Source organism: Sphingobium sp. GW456-12-10-14-TSB1, from assembly GCF_059424385.1.
Genome location: NZ_JBWKZI010000001.1, coordinates 798,293 through 817,038, shown reverse-complemented (window position 1 = coordinate 817,038; position 18,746 = coordinate 798,293). Strand labels below are relative to the sequence as shown.

Genomic DNA, 18,746 nt, shown 5'->3' with positions numbered 1-18,746 from the left:
GCACGAATTCCATCGTGCGGCAATGTGTCGTTATGAGGGGATATTCGCTATGGATGTGGTTAACATCGCGAGACATTTTCGCTGATCTCGTCCGCAGATTGGCACGGTGGCTCATCAGCGCCTGACAAGACGTGCGACGTCGAACCAGCGCATTAGCTTGAACTTTCAGATGCGACGCGTTAGCTGGCTTTTCAGCGCCACGGATCGGCGTGCTCCGTGGCACATTTCGTGGCACATTTAGGGTAATGGAGGGTAATCTAGGGCAAGCTGACTATTGAAAAATAGTGGTTTATTTCCCCTCCGATCCCCTGTAGTGTCCCCAAAATCCGGTTCGATTCCCGTAGGTAATGGGCAAAGGGTTCTCGATCTATCCCGAGGCCTTTTTCTTGGTAAGCGATTTGGATCGAAGCCCGGGCTTCAGCGAAACGATATTGTCTTTCGGATTGAGAATCCGCGCCACCAACGCTGCCAGCTTTCTAAGGGCGGCCGTCTTTTCAGCCAGATACTCATACTGATCGTAGACACCTTCCACGCCAGGTATAACATGCCCCATCACCCGCTCGGAGACGTGCGGGGAGACGCCAGATCGGATCATCAGTGTTTTTCCAGTGCGTCGCAAATCGTGCAACACCCAATGCGGGATCGGATGGCCAGCGATCTCCTCCATCTTGGCATCGAGCGCCGCCTTGTCCTTGGTGAAGCCATTGATCGGCCCTTTCAAGCGTCCTTGGAAGATAAAGGGAGCGCTTGCACTAGTAGGCTGCTTGCGAACGATCTGCATAACCATAGGAGGCAGCCTGATATACTCGGCGTTGCCCTTCTCACGATCTTCGGTCGGAATCGCCCACAAACCATCAGACGTGAGGAAGTCCCGATGCATAAGTCTCAATTTCTCACGCCGCTGGAGCGTCAGGAGCAATGACTGACAGAAAGCGCCGAAAGTGCCTTGGGTCTCGCACGCTCGCCAGAAAATTCGGATTTCCTCGTCGCTGAGGATACGTTTGCGCTTCCGCTCGGATGACTTGGTGCGTTTCATCCCCCGCACGATCGGGGATACGAAATCATCATCACGCGCGGCGTGCCAATTGAACATCGCGCTAAGCTGAGCGAGCACCGCGTCTGATTGTGTTGCACCGCTGGCATCCTGGATCGTATCGTGTCAAACGGCGTTCAAAAGGGACCCCCGATCGGCGTCGAAGAGGGACCCCCTTTTCAGATAATATGATGCTGGTTTGTTGAAGATGGCCTTGCGCTGCGTGCGGCGGAGGGCGGGCGTAGCCCGACCGGAGGCGCGCGCAGCGCAAGATAGATTTTTGAAGGCGCCGAAGGTGGCTGTCAGCTGCGGTTTTTGAAGCGCCAGCTGTCGTTGCCCGTCTCGACGATATCGCAGTGGTGGGTGACGCGGTCGAGCAGCGCCGTGGTCATCTTGGGATCGCCGAACACGGTCGGCCATTCGCCGAAGGCGAGGTTCGTGGTGATGATGACGCTGGTCCGCTCATAAAGCTTGCTGATGAGGTGGAACAGCAACTGCCCTCCCGAGCGGGCGAACGGCAGATAACCGAGCTCGTCGAGAACGATCAGGTCGAGCCGCGACAGCTGCGCCGCCAGGGTCCCGCCTTTGCCGATCCGGGTCTCCTCTTCGAGGCGTGTCACCAGATCGACGGTGTTGAAGTAGCGGGCGCGAGCGCCCCTTCGCACGACATTGGCGGTGATCGCGATGGCGAGGTGGGTCTTGCCTGTCCCCGTGCCGCCGACCAGCACGATATTGCGGCGAGGCGGGAGGAAGGAGCCATCGTGAAGGGAGCGGATCATCTCCTCATTGATCGGTGTGCCCTCGAAGCTGAACCGCTCCAGGTCCTTCACCACGGGCAGCCTCGCAGCCGTCATCCGATAGCGGATGGAGGCTGCATCCCGGTGGGTCGCCTCAGCACGGAGCAGGTCGGTCAGTATCTCCATGGTGGTGCGCTTGCGCTGGAGGCCGGTGGTGACCGCCTCGTCGAACGCCGCCGCCATGCCCTTGAGTCCGAGGCCGCGCATCGTGTCGATCATATCATGCCGCTGCATCATAGCCTCGCAGCAGATCATAGCGGGCACAGTCGGCGAGCGGAGGATGCTGCAGCATCCGGTCTTCCGAAGTGACGATGCTGTGGGGTGTCGCCGGCTCGCGGCGCCGGGAGAGGATGTTGAGGATCAGCTCGTCGCTGGCCGTTCCGTTCGCCAACGCTTCGCGCACGGCAGCCTCTACCGGCTCCAGGCCATCGGTGAGCACCGCCGAGAGGACCCGCACGAACCTGCGATCGGCCTCGTCCCCGGTGCCGAGCCTTCGCCGTAATCGGTGCAGGGCGGGCGGCAGATCCCAGTCCTGGAACGGTGCGCCGTTACGCAGCGCGCCGGGCTTGTGCGCGAGGACCGGCAGATAATGCCAGGGATCGTATATCGTGCGGTTCCGACCGAAGTGGCGCTCATGCTCCCCGACGATCGCATCGCCGCAGCGTATGACGATGCGATCGGCATAGGAGCGCACCTGAACGGTCCGGCGTGCGGCCGTCGACATGACCGAGTAGCGGTTGCGATCGAAGCTGATGAGGCAGGTGCCGGTGACGGCATGCTCGCTCTCATGGAAGCCGTCGAACGGTGCCAGGATCGGCTGCAGGGCCGGTCGCTCCATATCCAGCGCCTCGGCGACGGTAATATCCCCGCGTTCGGGATGGGCATGATGCTCGGCCCAGCGCCGGCACTCGGCCTCCAGCCACCCGTTGAGCTCGGCCAGGCTGGCGAACCGGAGCCGCGGCTGGAAGAAGCGGCCTCGGATTGTCTGGACCTGCTGCTCGACCTGGCCCTTCTCCCATCCCGCCGCCGGCGAGCAGGCGGTCGGCTCGACCATGTAATGATCGGTCATGATCAGGAAGCGGCGGTTGAACACACGCTCCTTGCCGGTGAACACGGCCGTCACCGCCGTCTTCATATTATCGTAGATACCGCGTCGCGGCACACCGCCGAAGAACGCGAACGCCCGGGCATGGGCATCGAACAGCATCTCCTGGCCCTCGCGCGGATAGGCCCGGACATAGGGTGCGCGCGAGTCGCAGAGACGCATATGCGCCACCTTCACCCGCATCGGCTTGCCGGCGATCTCCACATCCTCGTGGCTCCAGTCGAACTGGTAGGCCTCACCCGGCTGGAAGGTCATCGGGATGAACGCCGGTGCGCCTTCGCCAGCATCCTTCCGCCGCGCAGCACGCCAGCGCGCCGCATAGCGGCGCACCGCATCATAGGATCCATCGAACCCCTCGCGCACCAGCAGGTCATGGATACGCGTCATCCGTAGCCGATCGCGGCGGCCGCGACCTTCGTTCTCCTCAAGCAGCGCATCGAGACGATCCTGATAAGGACCGATCCGCGGCAGCGGCTGGACTTTGCGCTGATAGTTGAACGCCGCCTCCGGCGACCGGATCGCTTTGCGGACGACCTTCCGCGACAAACGAAGGTCACGAGCGATCGCCTTGATCGCCTTACCCGCTGCATGCTCACGCCGAATCCGAACCACTGTCTCCACGATCAACATCCCGTTCTCGCCAACTGATCAAAACCAGTCGGCCGACTAAATCCCCGGGATGAAGGGGTCCTTTTTGCACGCCGATCACCCCACGAAGGGGGTGCCTATTGCACGCTGATCCTCACTCCCGGCGGAAGATCGCTTGCCTTGAGAACTTCAACCTTGGTCATGCGCGCGTGCTCCAGTTATCGAGGATGACGGGGAAGGAAATATAGGTCGGGATCTGATCCCGCGGATCGTCGGAATGCTTGAGAGGCAAGGTCTGTACGGGCACGTGCGGATCACGCCTGATCCCGGCGCGGAACAGGCCCTGGACGAGCCGAAGATGACTGCCACTCTTGCCGTCATTGCCGAGCACGGCGCGCAGGCCCAGGCACTGATGCGGGCCAGTCGCAAAGGCCAGACCATAGCGGCTTGTGCCCTCCGGAACTTCCCGCCTTGGATTGAATTCGTTGGCGTCGGACCCGAAAACGGCGCTGTCACGCCCTGCCCGCGCGACCCAGGCCTGTACTTCGTCACCGGCTTTCAGCTGCACCTCGCCCGTGTCGAGATCCTCGACCGCCAGCCGCGTCAGAAAGGGCACGAAGGGCGCACGGAGCCGCAGCGCTTCCTGAAGCGCATTGCTGATGAACTCCATGTCCTCCACACAGGCACGGTCCTCAGGATATTTCTCGAACCAGTCGAGAAGATATTCGACCGTCGACAAGACGGCTTGAACGCTCGTTCCGGTGGTTGCGACGAAGAAGAGTATGGCCTCCTTGATGCCCACATCCTCGTCTGCATAGCTTTCATGGGCCCGGGTTGCGATCATCTGCAGGAGATTGAGCGGCACCTCCTCTTCGGTCAGTTCACCCGCCTCGAGTTTTTTCAGCTGCTCGCGGGTATGCTCCAGCGACGGACGATAGAATTCCTCGACAAAGACTTTCTTGGCAGCGATGCCCGCGTCCGTGACGCCCTGCCGATCCTCGAAATGCGCCGCGCTCAGGCCCCCGAAGATCGGCAAGGCGCAGCCACGCAGGCGCGCCATGCCTTCTTCGGACTCGACGCCCTCGATCCCGATGATCTTCGCTGCGAATTCCAGAAAGATCAGTTCTACGACGCCGGCGAGGTCACAACCATAGGCGCCCGCCGCATCTTGCCTGACCATCCGCGACATCCAGCGATCGACGGAAGGGAGGATGATGTCTTCGCGAAAACGGACCAGCTGCTCGGGTCGCACCAGCGAATTGAGCAACCGGCGGCGCTGGCGATGAACATCGCCGTTGCTCATCGCGAGATTGCCCTGCTGGAACTCGCGGACATTTGTCGCTGCGAGCGCGTTGGGACAAACATAATTGTCCGCGGACACGTCGGCATTTTCCTCGACGGCCTTGGAACGCAAAACCTGCTGCATGGCATCGAGCGTATCGACCCTGACGCGCGAGACCGGGCATTGAGATGGAGCGCTCTCTTGCGCGGTATCCATGTGTCTACTCTCCTCTCGCGGTGGAAGGCGTCCGGGTGCCCGCACAAGGCATCCACCGCTCTAAATTCTATCAGTGGGAATAAAGCGAATCGGGGCAGCCGTATGTCACCGATGCCGGGGACTAGCGGCCAAGGGAGCGGCTTTGCGCCTACAGCGCCGCCCAGCCGCCATCGACAGGCAGGCACACGCCGGTGACGAACTCCGCCTCGTCGGAGCTTAGGAACATCACGGCCTGAGCGATCTCGCGTGGTTTGCCGAGCCTTTTCATGGGATGCATGTCCGCGATCGCCTGCCGCGCGGCATCCTGCTGCTGCTGCTCCAGGCCCGACAAACTCTGCGCCATCATGCCGGTGGGGATGCCGCCGGGCGCCACCGCATTGATACGGATGCCATCCGTCGCATATTCGATAGCGGCGTTTTTGGTCAGACCCACAAGTGCGGCCTTGCTTGCCACATAGGCGGTCTGCAAGGCCATGCTGTGATGGCTAAGGAACGAGGCCGTGTTGACGATGGACCCGCCACCCTGCGCCTGCATGAGTTTGATCTCGGCGCGCATGCACAGCCAGACGCCGGTCACATTGATCCGGAGCACCCGGTCCCACTCCTCGAAGCTAAGGTCAGCCGTCAACGTCGAGGACTGGGTAATGCCCGCATTGTTGAAGGCGCAATCTATCCGGTCCGTCACGGATTTCGCCTTTTCCATCGCGGCCGAAACCGAGGCCTCATCCGCAACGTCCGCCGTCAGCCCCTCGAACCGAGCGCCGATTGCCTGCAGAAGTGCGGCCGTCTTGCCCAAGCCATCCGGGGATAGATCAATTCCTATGACAGTGGCGCCTGCCTGCGCGAAAGCGAGTGCGCTTTCCTGTCCGATGCCGCTTCCGGCGCCGGTGATAAGTACGGTTTTGCCGTCGAAACGCGCCGCCATAGTCTCTCCTTTTCTGATTTTTTTGGGATCGTTGTCAGCGCACGCGTTCGAGCACGCTTGCGTAGTTGGCCACCGCGGCCCCGCCCATATTGAATATGCCCGCCAACTGCGCGCCCGGAACCTGCATCCCCTCCGGCGCTTCGCCGCATAATTGCATGGCGCATAGCGCGTGCATCGAAACGCCCGTCGCCCCGATCGGATGGCCCTTGGCCTTCAGGCCTCCGGATGCATTGACCGGGAGGCGACCGCCGATTTGCGTCCACCCCTCCAGAATTGCCCGCGCGCCTTGCCCATGGGGGACAAGGCCCATGGCTTCATATTCGATGAGTTCCGCGACCGTGAAACAGTCGTGGGTCTCCACCAGGGAGAGGTCATCCAGACCGATACCAGCCTCCGCGAAGGCACCTTGCCAGGCGTGCGTGCAACCCTCGAACTGCGTGATGTCGCGCCGTGACATGGGCAGGAAGTCCTGCACATGCGATCTCCCGCGAAACTGGACTGCACGCGGTGCTTCCGAGGCAATCTCGGGCGCGGCGAGAATGATCGCCGCGGCGCCGTCCGAGACCAAGGAGCAGTCTGTTCTCTTCAAGGGCCCCGCGACGAAGGGATTGCGCTCGCTTTCCGCCCGGCAGAAGGCATAGCCCAAATCCTTCCTCATCTGCGCCCAGGGATTGTTGACACCGTTCTTGTGGTTCTTTGCGGCGATCTGCGCCAAGGCATCCGATTGGTCGCCATATTTCTGGAAATAGGCCTGGGCGATCTTGCCGAAGATGCCAGCAAACCCGCCCTGTGTATCGCCCTCCTCGGCAAGATAGGATGCACGGAGCAGATTTTCCGCAATCTGCGGCGGGGTGGAATCGGTCATTTTTTCGACACCGACTACCAGCACGGTTTTTGCGCGGCCTGCCTCGATAGCATTCAGGCCCTGAAACACGGCTGCGGAGCCGGAAGCGCAGGCATTCTCGGTCCGCAGCGCCGGTTTGAACCGGAGTCCCGGATTTGCCTGCAATACCAGCGCCGAGGTGAGATCCTGCCGCGAAAAGCCTGCGTTGAAATGTCCCAGGACGATGGAGTCGATGTGCTCAGGGCCGAGTCCGGCATGGGCCATCGCCTCGTTGGCGGCCGCTACCACCAATGTTTCGACGGTCTCGTCGGGCTGCTTTCCAAAGGGCGTGTGCCCCCAACCGATGATGGACGTGTTCACTTTTTAGCTCCGAAGCTCGTGTAAGGGCGCCTGCCGCTGGTCAGGCAATTCATCGGCCGAGTAACCCCCGCTCGGAGAGCCAGGTTTCGGTCAGTGCTGTCGCCCGATCGAGATGGTCAGGCTGCCCCACATAATAGTGCGTGGCGCCTTGCATGATCACATGCTGCTTGTCCGCCGTCGTGGCTGCATCGAACACCGACCTGCAGTGGTACTGCGGCACCGCGTCATCCGCGCTGTTCTCGATGAAGAGAAGCGGCGCCGAAATGCGGGCGGCGTTAGCGACCCCTTCGCCATTGGTGTCGTCGATCGACCATTGGGAGAGCCAGGCGCGCAATGTCGAAAAGCGCGCCAATCCCACGGGACCGCTGTTCACGGTCTCGGGAACGCCCAGGTAGCAGCGGCCTATGGGGCGGTCATTGGGGTCGAGCGTCGCATCGAGGAAGCGCGGATCGGCCAGCGTGCGATGCGTGACGAAGCCGCGCTCGCGCTCCGCGCCGCCTGCGGATTTCAGCCGCTCGAGCGTCTCCTTGACCCAAGCGGTGATCCGACGGACGCGGACGAGCTGGGCGGCGCGATACCGCGCGATGAAGTCGGCCGAATAAGGCGGCTGCACTGTACCGGCATAGATATCGAGGCCCTTATCCCTGTTGTCGGGATCAAGCTCGTCGAGGACCGAGGGGTCGATGATGTCGAGCAGGAGCTTGGCACGCGAGCTGTGCGCCGCTTGAAAGATCACCCCGTCTGCGGGGATCAGGCCAGCCTTGGTGAGATCGACCGGATCACCGGCCGGCGTATGAGTGATTGAAGGCCTTTCCGCCTGGGCCTGGTAGAAGAGCGAAAGCGATCCACCGCCGCTCCATCCCACCAGGACGATGCGCTTATATCCCCACGCCGATTTCGCGTGGCGGATGTACGCGCCAAGGTCGAGCAGGACATTTTCCAAAATGCAGGCCGTGTCGTTACGCGCGTAGCGACTGCCGGCGCAAAGCACATGCGCGCCCCGCTTCGCCGCTTCCCTGGGAACGGGAAGAAGCTGGAGCGTGGATGCGGGATGCATGTAGATCTGAAGGGTGTCGCTCGCAACGCCCGTGGGGCGGATCAATACGCCCTCGAGATTTACCGCGCCCTGATTGCCCGCAAAACCATAGGTCTCGGTAAAGCTCTTCAGTTCGTCATAGTGAATATGAACCCAATCGAAGGATATGTCGTACGTGCTCGTCATGCAAAAACCGTGCCTTCCCTCTTCCCGATAGCCTTCGGCCTTGTGATTTCGCGTCTCGGTTGATAGAGTGTAGCAGGAAGCCATGCGCGATCCTGTCCCTGCTGCGCGGGACGGATTGTCAAAAAAAGCGGCACGGCTCCGCGGAGAGCTTATGAATTTTTGGACAGCCCTGTCGAAGCCGGCGCTCGAGAAGCTAGCGGTGAATTTTCCCGCCTTGATCATGTCGATCGGACAGAAGCAGTTTGGCGTACAGTTGCTGACGTTGCTGAACGACACCTGCGGCGCCGAGCATGCCACGGTTTTTCACCTTACCGCCGACAATCTGATCGAAGTGACCGCGGCCAGCATGGACGGCTCCGACACGGCGCACCGACAGGTCGGCGTCTATCTCAAGGAAGGCTTGTGGCGCCGCGATCCTACGTTGACCGAGGCAAAGCTGCGGCTGTCGTCCGAAGGGGAGGCATTCGTCCGAACCGACGTCGAGCATCTGACGGACGATGTCCTGCGCGAAATCGTCTATGGTCAGCAGAACATCAGCGACCGGCTGCTCATTTGCTCGCGATGGGGCGATGATATCGTCGGATTAAGCGTCCTGCGCTCTTCGCGGGCAGGACAATTTTCCGGCGCCGATATAAACGCCGTCCAGTCAATCGCCGGGACGATATTCGCGCTGCTGGCCAAGCATATCAGCATCACCTGGGACGGTCCCAACATTTCCGTGGCGCTGACCTCACTTCAGGAGATCGAGGCTTGCATATCGGCTTGCGTGACGGGGCTGCCGCGCCGGGAGGCCGAGGTGTGCAGCAGGATCATCTATGGGATGTCCACGGTCGGGATCTCGCTGGAACTCCATATCAGCGAAGAAACGGTAATGACCTATCGCAAGCGGACCTATCACCGCCTGGACATCGCGACGCAGCGCGAGTTGCTGCTGTGGTATCTGGACCTGTGGAGTCACTGGCAGGATCGCTCGACACGCGAACCCGCACAATTGGCTTGGAAACCAAAGATCGCCTCCGCGTCCTGACGCGCGAAGACGATCTTTGTTGATTAGATTGAGCTTTTCCTCGCTGTTCCCAAGGGTCGATCGGCGAAAGCCGGTTATCGTCTGGCCCGCCGGTCGGCAATCAGTTCCGCCATCGCCTCGCCGACATCGCGTCCGGACTCGATAGCGCGTTTCTTCCCTTCTTTCCACATCGTCAGATCGGCCAAAGCCTTGGCCGTGTGTCGGTTCCAGTCAGGATCCGTGGGATAGGTTATCTCGAGCCGAAGACCATTTGGGTCACGGAAATAGATCGAATAGATAAGACCGCCATGGGCGGTCGGACCTACGACCTCGACGCCCTTGCTTGTCAGCCATTCGTACCACTGGTCGACCTCCTCGCGGGATTCCGCCTGCAACGCGACATGGTCGAAAATCTCGTACGCGGGATGGGATACCGCCGGACGGCCAGGTAGCCCCGGTGCTTCGAAGAAGGCGATGGTCGATCCGTCCTTCATCCGAAAGAAAATATGGAAATAGGGAAAGGCGTCCCCAGTGGAAGGAACCGTGTCATCGATGACCGTGCTCGCCAGTTCCATGCCCATGATATTCATGTAGAAATCGGCTGTTGCCTCGACATCATGGGTTACCCAGGCTGCATGGTTGAGCATGAGCGGGGTAAGCCCGGCCATCGTTCCGGCGACCGCCGCCTCGGCAGACATAACCATGGGAATATCCTCTTCTACTATCCGAGCACCCCGGCTACCGCAAAAGCCCAACCCTTGCTGTCCCCAAGTCGCGGGACCAGTCTCAGCCTACGCCAATGGTGATCGGGGGCCGCCGGTTGTCGTTGCGGTACTTCCGCCTCCAGGCTTCGATCTGGTCGTGGTGGCGCAACGTCTCGCCAATCTCGTCACGACCCTCCAGGAGCGCGGCCTTGCGGCCGGCGTCCAGGCTGAAGTTCACCCTCGGCGCAATACCCGTATCTATATGTTGCCCGATCAGATCGATCTTCCACAGCGCAGTAGCGGGGTTTGCGGCGCAGTTCTGCAGCCGGTCATGATCGACCGGCGCGACGACGATGGGTAGAATTCCATTTTTGAAACAATTATTGTAAAAAATGTCGGCGAAACTTCGCGCGATGATCACGCTGACGCCGAAATCGATCAGTGCCCAGGGCGCATGTTCACGGCTTGACCCGCAACCGAAATTGCAGCCGGCGACCAATATGCCGGCGCTTCGCCAGGGATCGCGATTGAGGATGAAGTCCTCATTTTCGGTCCCATCGTCGTCGTAGCGCAGGCGGGCGAACAGAAAGCGTCCCAGACCTGCCCGGCTGACCGTCTTGAGATACTCGCCGGGCAGGATCTTGTCGGTATCGATATTGTCCAGCGGGAGCGAAACGGCGAAAGCCTCAAGGTTTGTGAACTTGCGCATCAGGAGAACGTCCTCACGTCGACGATCGCGCCGACGATCGCCGCCGCCGCCGCCATCGCCGGCGACATGAGATGGGTGCGCCCCCTAGGCCCCTGCCGCCCTTCGAAATTTCGATTGGACGTCGATGCGCAGCGTTCACCGGGCGAAAGACGATCCGGGTTCATGCCCAGACACATGGAGCAGCCCGCCTCGCGCCATTCGAAGCCGGCGGTGCGAAAAATATCCGCCAGCCCTTCGTCCTCAGCCTGCCGCTTAACGCTGCCCGACCCCGGCACGACGAGCGCCCGCACACCGTCCGCGACGTGATGGCCGGATACGATCCGAGCGGCACTGCGCAGATCCTCGATCCGCCCGTTCGTGCAACTGCCGATGAACACGACATCGATCGGCACACCTGACATCGACTGGCCTGGCCGCAGCGCCATATAGTCAAGCATCATCCGTGCCTGTTCCCTCTTATCCGGCGCCACTGCGTCCAGGAGCGGAACGGCACCGTCGATCCGGATGACGGCTTCCGGACTGGTCCCCCAAGTGACCATCGGCGCGACTTCGGAGGCGTCGACGACGATTTCCTTGTCAAAAACTGCGTCGGTGTCGGAGCGAAGCGTGCGCCACTCAGCCATGGCCTGTTCGCGCGCAGGTCCGGAGGGCGCCCCGGGTCGATCGGCCAGCCAGGCGAAGGTCTTTTCGTCGGGCGCGATCAGGCCAGCACGGGCCCCTGCTTCGATCGACATGTTGCAGATCGTCATGCGCCCGGCCATATCCAGTTCAGTGACCGCCTGACCGGCATATTCGATGACATAGCCCGTGCCGCCGGCGGTCCCGAGTTTCCCTATGATGTAGAGGATCAGATCCTTCGCCGTAACGCCAAACGGTAGACTGTTCTCGACCTGTACGCGAAGCGTCTTCGCCGGCTTCTGCCGCAGCGTCTGCGTTGCCAGCACATGTTCGACCTCGGAGGTGCCGATGCCGAAAGCCAGGGCGCCAAAGGCACCGTGGGTCGACGTGTGACTGTCCCCGCAAACGATCGTCATGCCGGGCAGCGTCAGCCCCAGTTCCGGACCGATCACATGGACGATGCCCTGGGCTTGGCTGCGCAAGGCGATATAGGGGACGGCAAATTCCTCCACGTTGCGCTCCAGCGTCTCGACCTGGATCCGGCTTTCGGGATCTGCGATGGGCCGGTCGCGATGTTCGGTCGGAACATTGTGATCCGCGACGGCGATCGTCAGTTCGGGATGCGGGACCTTCCTGCCGCTTGTCCTGAGGCCTTCGAACGCCTGCGGGCTGGTGACCTCATTGACGAGGTGACGATCGATCTGGAGCAGCCAGGATCCATCGTCCAGCTCGAGGATCGCGTGGGCGTCCCAGATCTTCTCGAAAAGCGTGCGCGGTTTCTGGCTCATACCGTTTCGGCCTGCCCGGCTCGGGTACCCAGCGCATCGCGAACACGCCCGCCGACACAGGCGCCAGGCAAGGCCGCAGCCTCCTCCGCAGCCTCCAAAAGCCGCGTCAGATCGACGCCGGTCGCAACGCCCATTCTGGCGAATGTCCACACCAGATCCTCGGTTGCAACATTGCCCGTGGCGCCAGGCGCGAAGGGACAGCCGCCAAGGCCGCCGAAGGACGAGTCCACGACCCCGACCCCGGCCTGATAAGCGGCGAGGGCGTTCGCGACGCCGAGACCGTAGGTGTCATGGCCATGGAAAGCCCATTGCCTCACCTGCGGAAAGCGCGCCTGCGCACGGCGGAAGAGGTCGCCGACCCGATCAGGCGTGACCCGTCCCGTAGTGTCGCACAGGCAGAACTCGGACTGAGGCGAAATATCGACCAGCGCCTCGATCAGCGCCAGGGCCTCCTCGGGCTCGACAGGTCCATCGAACGGACAGTCGAACGATGTCGCCAGATTGATGCGAACCCTGGCGTCCGCCGGCAGCATGGACAGGATCGCGCGGAAATCCTCGACGGATTCGCGCGGCGTCCGCCGGACATTGCTTTGATTATGCTTGGGCGATACCGATAGCACGAACGCGAGATGCCGCGCATCGGCGGCCAGCGCCCGTTCGGCCTGACGCTGGCTGGGGACGAGAACCTGCACGTCAAGCCCCGGCTTATTCGCGCAAAAGGCAAGCAGTTGCGGCGCATCGGCCATCTGCGGCACCGCGCGCGGGCTGACGAACGCCGTCGCCTCCATTCGCCGTATGCCGGCATCATAAAGCTTGTCGATCAACGCCAGCTTCTGTTCGGTCGGGATAAACTGGTCGATCGGCTGAAAGCCATCCCTTGGCCCCACCTCGACGATCGAGACGAATGCAGCGTTCATCTCAGCACTCCAGATTGTTTCAACGCGGCGATCCGGCTTTCATCATAGCCAAGCAGGTCTCGCACGAGCGTCTCGCTGTCGGCACCGATGTCCGGGCCGGTGGTGCGGACCTGTCCGGGAGCATCGGGGAAATGCGGCACGATGCCAGGATGAAGCACTGTCCCCAGCAAGGGGTCTTCGACCTCGCGCACCATGCCGCGGGCCCGATATTGCGGATCCTGGGCAATGTCCTCGGCGGTATAGACTTTCGAGGAGGGGATATCCGCGGCGGCCAGCATCCGCGACAGGTTCTCGGCGGTATATTGGCGGCTCCAGCCGGCAATCAAGCCATCCAGCTCCGCGGCGTGCTGAACCCGCTGGGCATTGCCGGCAAAACGCGGATCAGTCACCAAGTCTACGCGGCCCATGAGCGACAGCAGCTTGGCGAACAGCGGCTCCGAATTGGCGGCGATCAATATCCACTGTTCGTCCGCGGTCGGATAGGCGTTGGACGGCGCGGCCGTGGCAATCGCGCCGCCGGTCGGCTGCTTTATCTTGCCCAAGGCGCCGAACTCGGGGAGCAGGCCCTCCATCATGCTGAGGACGCTTTCGGTCAGCGCCACGTCGATCGTTTCGAACCGCGCTTCGGCCCCGAATTTCTCGCGGCGCCACAGCGCCGAGACGATGCCGAATGCCGCGTAAAGCCCGGCCAGCGAATCGCCGATGCTGACACCCACCCGGACGGGCGGCAGACCATGGGTTTCCGGCGGATGATTGGTGAGGTAGCGAATGCCGCCGATCGCCTCGCCGATCACGCCGAAGGCCGCCTGGTTGCGGCCCGGTCCGCTTTGACCATAACCCGAAACATGGGCGATGATGAGTCCTGGCCGCCGCCCGCGTAATATCTCCGGCGCGAGCCCCATCTTGCCAAGCTGCCCGGGCCGGAAGTTCTCCACGACCACGTCGCAATGCTCGACCAGGTCGAGCAAAATCTCTCGCCCGGCCTCGGCTTTCAGATCGAGCGCGATACTGCGTTTATTGCGACCATGGACGGACCACCAGAGAGACCGTCCGTACAGCTGCGCACCCCATTGTCGCACGGGATCGCCCTGCGGCGGTTCGATCTTGATGACATCGGCGCCGAGGTCGCCCAGTAAGCGCGTGCAGAACGGCGCGGCAACGAAGTGGCCGATTTCGAGCACGCGGACACCCGAAAGCACCCCTCCTTCGCCGCCCTTCCCGTCTGTCATGCGCCGACCGTGTCCCTGGCGGCGCCGCTCAGCCTTTTATAATCGGTGACGCGCTTGGGATCGACTTCAAGAGGCCGCCTATAGGATGGATCCTGCGTGTCGCGGCTCGGCTGCGGCGCGGTTTCGGCGACCTTGAACTCGAAGGGTTGCAGGCAGTCGTAATTCGCGCCGCCCTCGGGCGTCTTCGACCCCTCGATCGTGTTGATCGACGGAGCCACCCAGTCGACGATATATTCACGCGCGACGATGCCCCATTTGCCGTCGCGCTTCTCCATCCGGTCGATGTAACGCCCACCGATCGCGCTGAAAGGCGCCCCGGTCTTGTTCATGCCCGAATAGGACAGATAAGTTTCGCAATGCGCGACATTGCCATCGATCCAGGCGAGATGATTGCCGATCATATGCTGTGTGGAACTATGGTTTTCCGAATGCATCTTACGCACCCAGGGCCAGAACTCATCGGCAGTGCCGACGAACATGCTATGATCGTCTATGGCGTCGGCATGATAGGCCGATTTGACCATCTCCTCGTCGAGACGGTCAACGCCCCGGCAATAGCGATTGACCACATCGAGGATTTCCTGCCGATCCATCAGATAGGTCAGCTTTTCCTGCATCTCTTCGAGCGTCATTCCGTCACTCCTCTTCGTGTCCAGTCCGCTGCACGCTCGATGCGATCCAGCAAGCGGTGGGTTTCAACGGCATCGGTAAAACTCGGGACGGTCGAAAGCCCTGTGGTGAGGTCGTCATGGACCGCGCGATAGGCATGCGCCACGGCGTCCGCATAGCCCGACGGGTCGGTCGGCATGCGCCGATATTCGGCGGGTACGGGCAATGACGCCAGCGGATCGGCGCCCTGGCGGCCACGCAGGCGCACATGGCCATATTGCAGGTGGCCGCTATCGCCTTCGACGATCAGCATGCCCTTGGTGCCGCAGATCTCCCAACGGAAATTCTGTTCAGGCGCGTCACCTCCGCGATAATGGAACGACACGACACCGCCGCCCTCCAATATGCCGCCGACAACGATCTGGTCCGGTGCCGTGGCCGAAACGACATCTTCGCTGTCGATGAATCCGACCGAGACGTGGCGCGTGGCCAAACTGGCATGAAGACGGGAGAAGCCGCCCAGCGCCCAGGTGAACGCATCCAGCATGTGCCCGAACGGAATGCTCAGCATCGTGGCGCCCGTCGTGTCGTCGAGCACATAGGCCATATTGGCCATGGCCACGCCGCCCCAGGGAAACCCGCCGGACCCAATGACCGTGGAGGATATCACATCGCCGACATAGCCCTGCGCGATGAGGTCGCGCAGGTAGCGGACGGCGGGCGCGCTGCGGCCTTGCAGACCGACGAAGCTCCTCACCCCACGCGCCTCCGCGCTAGCGGCGATGGCGCTGCTCTCCTCAAGATCACAGCCGAGCGGCCATTCGCAGTAAACCGGCTTGCCCCCTTCTATCGCATGGGCGACCAGTTCCCCATGATGGGGCACCTTGACGGTCACGACCACGAGGTCGACCTCCGGGTGGGCGACCAGGCTGGCGGGATCGTCGGTCGTGAAGTCGATACCATAGGCACCGCCGGCCGCCTTCGCGCTATCCGGCGTCGAAGCGGACAAGGCCTTGATCGCGAAGCGATCAGGCATCGCTCTCAGCGCCTCGACATGCGCGGTCGCGGCCCAGCCCCCCTTGGCGCTGAGGCCAATGATCCCAACGCCGATCGGCTTCGTGGTATTAACCATCTATCGAGCCAGCCGGGGTCCAGGCGTGAATTCCACATTCAGGCTTTCCAGCGCATGGATCTGGAAATGCTCCATAAATTGGGGCGCAGGATGTTTGTCGGAAAGATGGATATCCTTCAGGCGTTCGAGCAGGCGACCGATCGCGACCCGCATTTCCATCCGCGCCAGTTGATTGCCTACGCAAAAATGGATGCCTCGGCCGAAGGCAAGATGATTGCGCACGCCCTTGCGATCGATATCGATCTTCTCGGGGCATTCCCATTTGGCCTTGTCGTAATTGCCAGCCAGATAGCTCAACTGCACCACGGTGCCCTTGGGGATGGCAACGCCGCACAATTCGGTATCCTGCGTCGTGAAGCGATATTGATGCGGCACCGGCGCGTGCGCCCGCAGCATTTCCTCGATGACCGCCGGGATCATGTCGGGATTGGCGATAAGCCGATCCTTGAGCGCAAGATCGCTCAAGATCATATACATGGCGCTGGTGATGCCGGTGGTCGTAGTTTCGTTGCCGGCAACCAGGATGAGCTGAGCGATCATCAGCAGCTGACCCATCGTCAGTCTCTGCCCATCGACATCCGCATGAACGAGCCGGCTGAGCATATTGTCGTTGGGCTCAACCTCATACTCGCGCGCGCGCGCCGCGAGATAATTCTGCATGTCGATCATCCGGTCCGTCAGCAGAAGTTCGCGCTCGGGCGGGCAATTGGGATCGTTGCGATCGACCCAGGCGGTCGACCACACCTTGAACTGCTCGTAGTCTTCCCGGGCCACTCCGAGTTGATCGGAGATGATGTACATGGGCAGATGGACGGCGAACCCGGCGCTGAGGTCGGTCTCCCCCGCCTCGATGAAGCCGTCGATCAACTCGTCGACGAGGTTCAGCGTGTAGGGCTCGAGCTTCTTCACATAGCTGGGCGTAAACACCTTATCGACCAGCGCACGATGCAGGCCGTGTTCCGGCGGATCGGCAAAAGCCAGCACATGTTCCTCGGGCCAGCCCCGCTCCCGATAGCGCTTCGCCACCTCCTCGGAAACCGAGGTCTGGCGGTTGATCATGATCGGCGTCTTGCTCGAGAAGATCTCGGGGTGACTGTTGACGAAACTGATGTCGTCATAGCGGCTTACGATGACCATGTTGGTGCCCGGGTCACGATAGACAGGCGCTTCTTCCAGCAGCCGATTCAGAAAGGGAAATGGACAACGCTGCACTTCGGGCGATGCGTAGGTTCCGAGGTCATCCTTCACGATTTCCATATACCTGCTCCCAATGGCCATCGGATCAGCCGTACGTTCGCGACAGTCCCAGCCGCCATTCTTTCGTTGATCAGATGGCTTTAGCAGACGCGCCGCGTGCAGCCTGTCACCGAGAACCGGGACAGGCTCGTCAGTCGGGCACACCTAGAGAATCCGCGCCGCGCTGAGCGGTCTCTTCATCCTGCTCCGGCGCTGCGCCGGATACGCCGATCGCGCCCACACACTGGCCCTGATGAAAGAGCGGAACGCCGCCGCGGAAGGGGTAAAAATCCGCGATCGCGATCATGGATGGCATGGCGGCGATGGACGGTTCCAGCAGCCCTGTTGGCATCCTGAGCTCGAGCGCTGTACGCGCCTTTCCTTCTGCCACACGCAGGGATATGAGCGGCGCGCCATCCAGCCGGTCGAGGCGCAGCACATGACCGCCATCATCGACGATGCAGATGGTCACGGCGAGAGCCTGCGCCTCCGCGAAGCCCCTGGCGGTGGCCATGATCGCGTCGATTTCTGAGCTGGTGAGATGGGGCCGGAAGATCATGCTCCGCTCTCCACAGGCGCGGAACGATACATGTCGAGAATGAAGGCATCGACGTCTCGGTCCGATTTGGCCTTAGCGAGGCCGCACATGAACGCTGCGTCGGCGCCGACCGGATAGCGCGTGCCGGGCTTCTCCACCTGCAAGGCTCGGAGAACGACGTCGGCCACCATATCGGGCGAGGTATAGTTCGCGTTGGCCAGGCCTTCGTCGGCGCGGTATTTCATCTGGCGGTATAGCATGCCGTAGAGCGCCGCTTCCTGGTCGGGCAGCTCGGCAATGATCCTGCCAAGTGATGCCTGGCTGCGGCGCATCATCTGCGTGTCGAGCGCACCAGGCTGCAACAGGATGACATCGACGTCCCACGCACTTGCCTCCTGCCGCATGACATCGGTCAGGCCTTCGAGCGCGAATTTGGAAGCGACGTAGCTCGCCATGATCGGTGTCGCGACCATTCCGGACCATGAGCTGGTCAGCACAATGCGGCCTCGCGTTTTTCGCAGCGCCGGCAGGCAGGCCTGATAGATCGCCAGATTGGACAGGCAGTTGATTTCCATCGTGCGGCGGAAATCAGCGAGACCGGTCGTTTCGGCCGGGGAAAATGGCGCCACGGCGGCGCAGATCACGACCGCATCCAGCGATCCCAGTCTCTCGGCTAGCTTTGCGACCTGATCCCGCAGCGCATCGGCGTTGGCGAGGTCAGCAGGCTCGACGAACGCGCAGCCGGAAAAGGTCTCGGCAAAAGCGGACACCGCCTCGGCACGCGAGACGGTAGCGCCGACGCGATATGACGCGTCGAGCAGCGCCCGCGTGACGGACTGCCCCATTCCGCCGTTCGCGCCGATCACCAGTGCGGTCGGGGCCGTCACC

General features: G+C 61.8%; 18 protein-coding genes. 1 reads left to right on the top strand and 17 read right to left on the bottom strand.

The genetic code is table 11. The features are described from left to right. Nucleotides 1-367: 367 nt before the first annotated feature. The 7 genes from AC07X9_RS03895 to AC07X9_RS03865 all read right to left on the bottom strand — a co-directional run bounded on the left by AC07X9_RS03895 (nt 368) and on the right by AC07X9_RS03865 (nt 8,594). Nucleotides 368-1,114, bottom strand: coding sequence for a site-specific integrase (locus AC07X9_RS03895; protein WP_086485510.1), 747 nt, complete (start codon nt 1,112-1,114; stop codon nt 368-370). A gap of 221 nt (nt 1,115-1,335) precedes the next feature. Next, on the bottom strand, nt 1,336-2,064 hold the full coding sequence (gene istB / locus AC07X9_RS03890) for an IS21-like element helper ATPase IstB (protein WP_031304487.1): 729 nt from the start codon (nt 2,062-2,064) through the stop codon (nt 1,336-1,338). Then, the gene (gene istA / locus AC07X9_RS03885; RefSeq protein ID WP_021238707.1) at nt 2,051-3,565 is read right to left on the bottom strand and encodes an IS21 family transposase; all 1,515 of its coding nucleotides are present in this window, start codon (nt 3,563-3,565) and stop codon (nt 2,051-2,053) included. The genes istB and istA overlap by 14 nt, the downstream gene beginning before the upstream one ends. Nucleotides 3,566-3,722: 157 nt before the next feature. Further along, nucleotides 3,723-5,021 (bottom strand): cytochrome P450, encoded by a 1,299-nt coding sequence (locus AC07X9_RS03880; RefSeq protein WP_086485509.1) that lies wholly within the window; start codon nt 5,019-5,021, stop codon nt 3,723-3,725. Between the two features lie 148 nt (nt 5,022-5,169). Continuing rightward, entirely contained in the window at nt 5,170-5,946 is a 777-nt protein-coding gene (locus tag AC07X9_RS03875) for an SDR family NAD(P)-dependent oxidoreductase (protein ID WP_086485508.1), read from the bottom strand. A gap of 34 nt (nt 5,947-5,980) precedes the next feature. After that, nucleotides 5,981-7,150, bottom strand: a complete 1,170-nt coding sequence (locus tag AC07X9_RS03870) for an acetyl-CoA acetyltransferase (RefSeq protein ID WP_086485507.1) — start codon at nt 7,148-7,150, stop codon at nt 5,981-5,983. Between the two features lie 49 nt (nt 7,151-7,199). Continuing rightward, a complete protein-coding gene (locus AC07X9_RS03865) occupies nt 7,200-8,594 on the bottom strand; it encodes an alpha/beta hydrolase family protein (protein ID WP_254908033.1) in 1,395 nt (464 codons plus the stop codon). On the opposite strand from AC07X9_RS03865, the gene AC07X9_RS03860 reads away from it, so the two are divergent. Further along, nucleotides 8,572-9,399 carry a LuxR C-terminal-related transcriptional regulator gene (locus AC07X9_RS03860; protein WP_176342098.1) on the top strand — a complete coding sequence of 276 codons (828 nt, stop codon included), beginning with the start codon at nt 8,572-8,574 and terminating at the stop codon, nt 9,397-9,399. The two genes, AC07X9_RS03865 and AC07X9_RS03860, sit on opposite strands and share 23 nt — an antisense overlap. A gap of 74 nt (nt 9,400-9,473) precedes the next feature. Here AC07X9_RS03860 and AC07X9_RS03855 read toward each other — a convergent pair whose 3' ends face one another. From AC07X9_RS03855 to AC07X9_RS03810, 10 genes are all read right to left on the bottom strand, one after another. Then, a complete protein-coding gene (locus AC07X9_RS03855; protein WP_254908032.1) occupies nt 9,474-10,082 on the bottom strand; it encodes a VOC family protein in 609 nt (202 codons plus the stop codon). Between the two features lie 82 nt (nt 10,083-10,164). Further along, entirely contained in the window at nt 10,165-10,791 is a 627-nt protein-coding gene (gene leuD, locus AC07X9_RS03850) for a 3-isopropylmalate dehydratase small subunit (protein WP_086485504.1), read from the bottom strand. Beyond that, the gene (gene leuC, locus AC07X9_RS03845) at nt 10,791-12,197 is read right to left on the bottom strand and encodes a 3-isopropylmalate dehydratase large subunit (protein ID WP_086485503.1); all 1,407 of its coding nucleotides are present in this window, start codon (nt 12,195-12,197) and stop codon (nt 10,791-10,793) included. Before leuC ends, leuD begins: the two co-directional genes overlap by 1 nt. Further along, a complete protein-coding gene (locus tag AC07X9_RS03840; RefSeq protein WP_086485502.1) occupies nt 12,194-13,114 on the bottom strand; it encodes a hydroxymethylglutaryl-CoA lyase in 921 nt (306 codons plus the stop codon). The genes leuC and AC07X9_RS03840 overlap by 4 nt, the downstream gene beginning before the upstream one ends. Further along, on the bottom strand, nt 13,111-14,343 hold the full coding sequence (locus tag AC07X9_RS03835; protein WP_086485501.1) for a CaiB/BaiF CoA transferase family protein: 1,233 nt from the start codon (nt 14,341-14,343) through the stop codon (nt 13,111-13,113). The genes AC07X9_RS03840 and AC07X9_RS03835 overlap by 4 nt, the downstream gene beginning before the upstream one ends. Beyond that, nucleotides 14,340-14,975 (bottom strand): nuclear transport factor 2 family protein, encoded by a 636-nt coding sequence (locus AC07X9_RS03830; RefSeq protein WP_086485500.1) that lies wholly within the window; start codon nt 14,973-14,975, stop codon nt 14,340-14,342. The genes AC07X9_RS03835 and AC07X9_RS03830 overlap by 4 nt, the downstream gene beginning before the upstream one ends. Continuing rightward, nucleotides 14,972-16,084: a Gfo/Idh/MocA family protein gene (locus tag AC07X9_RS03825; RefSeq protein ID WP_086485499.1), complete on the bottom strand. Its 1,113-nt coding sequence runs from the start codon at nt 16,082-16,084 to the stop codon at nt 14,972-14,974. The genes AC07X9_RS03830 and AC07X9_RS03825 overlap by 4 nt, the downstream gene beginning before the upstream one ends. Further along, nucleotides 16,085-17,341, bottom strand: coding sequence for a cytochrome P450 (locus AC07X9_RS03820; protein WP_176342097.1), 1,257 nt, complete (start codon nt 17,339-17,341; stop codon nt 16,085-16,087). Nucleotides 17,342-17,471: 130 nt separating this feature from the next. After that, on the bottom strand, nt 17,472-17,879 hold the full coding sequence (locus AC07X9_RS03815; protein WP_086485497.1) for a GlcG/HbpS family heme-binding protein: 408 nt from the start codon (nt 17,877-17,879) through the stop codon (nt 17,472-17,474). Continuing rightward, nucleotides 17,876-18,745: an SDR family NAD(P)-dependent oxidoreductase gene (locus AC07X9_RS03810; protein ID WP_086485496.1), complete on the bottom strand. Its 870-nt coding sequence runs from the start codon at nt 18,743-18,745 to the stop codon at nt 17,876-17,878. Before AC07X9_RS03810 ends, AC07X9_RS03815 begins: the two co-directional genes overlap by 4 nt. Nucleotide 18,746 lies beyond the last annotated feature (1 nt).

Excerpts from the sequence above, each read along its gene's own strand:
- AC07X9_RS03880 (WP_086485509.1), bottom strand. The coding sequence starts at position 5,021 with ATGGATACCGCGCAAGAGAGCGCTCCATCTCAATGCCCGGTCTCGCGC.
- leuC (WP_086485503.1), bottom strand. The coding sequence starts at position 12,197 with ATGAGCCAGAAACCGCGCACGCTTTTCGAGAAGATCTGGGACGCCCAC.
- AC07X9_RS03835 (WP_086485501.1), bottom strand. The coding sequence starts at position 14,343 with ATGACAGACGGGAAGGGCGGCGAAGGAGGGGTGCTTTCGGGTGTCCGC.
- AC07X9_RS03855 (WP_254908032.1), bottom strand. The coding sequence starts at position 10,082 with ATGGTTATGTCTGCCGAGGCGGCGGTCGCCGGAACGATGGCCGGGCTT.
- leuD (WP_086485504.1), bottom strand. The coding sequence starts at position 10,791 with ATGCGCAAGTTCACAAACCTTGAGGCTTTCGCCGTTTCGCTCCCGCTG.
- AC07X9_RS03825 (WP_086485499.1), bottom strand. The coding sequence starts at position 16,084 with ATGGTTAATACCACGAAGCCGATCGGCGTTGGGATCATTGGCCTCAGC.
- AC07X9_RS03840 (WP_086485502.1), bottom strand. The coding sequence starts at position 13,114 with ATGAACGCTGCATTCGTCTCGATCGTCGAGGTGGGGCCAAGGGATGGC.
- AC07X9_RS03875 (WP_086485508.1), bottom strand. The coding sequence starts at position 5,946 with ATGGCGGCGCGTTTCGACGGCAAAACCGTACTTATCACCGGCGCCGGA.
- AC07X9_RS03815 (WP_086485497.1), bottom strand. The coding sequence starts at position 17,879 with ATGATCTTCCGGCCCCATCTCACCAGCTCAGAAATCGACGCGATCATG.
- AC07X9_RS03865 (WP_254908033.1), bottom strand. The coding sequence starts at position 8,594 with ATGATCAAGGCGGGAAAATTCACCGCTAGCTTCTCGAGCGCCGGCTTC.
- AC07X9_RS03820 (WP_176342097.1), bottom strand. The coding sequence starts at position 17,341 with ATGGAAATCGTGAAGGATGACCTCGGAACCTACGCATCGCCCGAAGTG.
- istA (WP_021238707.1), bottom strand. The coding sequence starts at position 3,565 with ATGTTGATCGTGGAGACAGTGGTTCGGATTCGGCGTGAGCATGCAGCG.
- AC07X9_RS03830 (WP_086485500.1), bottom strand. The coding sequence starts at position 14,975 with ATGACGCTCGAAGAGATGCAGGAAAAGCTGACCTATCTGATGGATCGG.
- istB (WP_031304487.1), bottom strand. The coding sequence starts at position 2,064 with ATGCAGCGGCATGATATGATCGACACGATGCGCGGCCTCGGACTCAAG.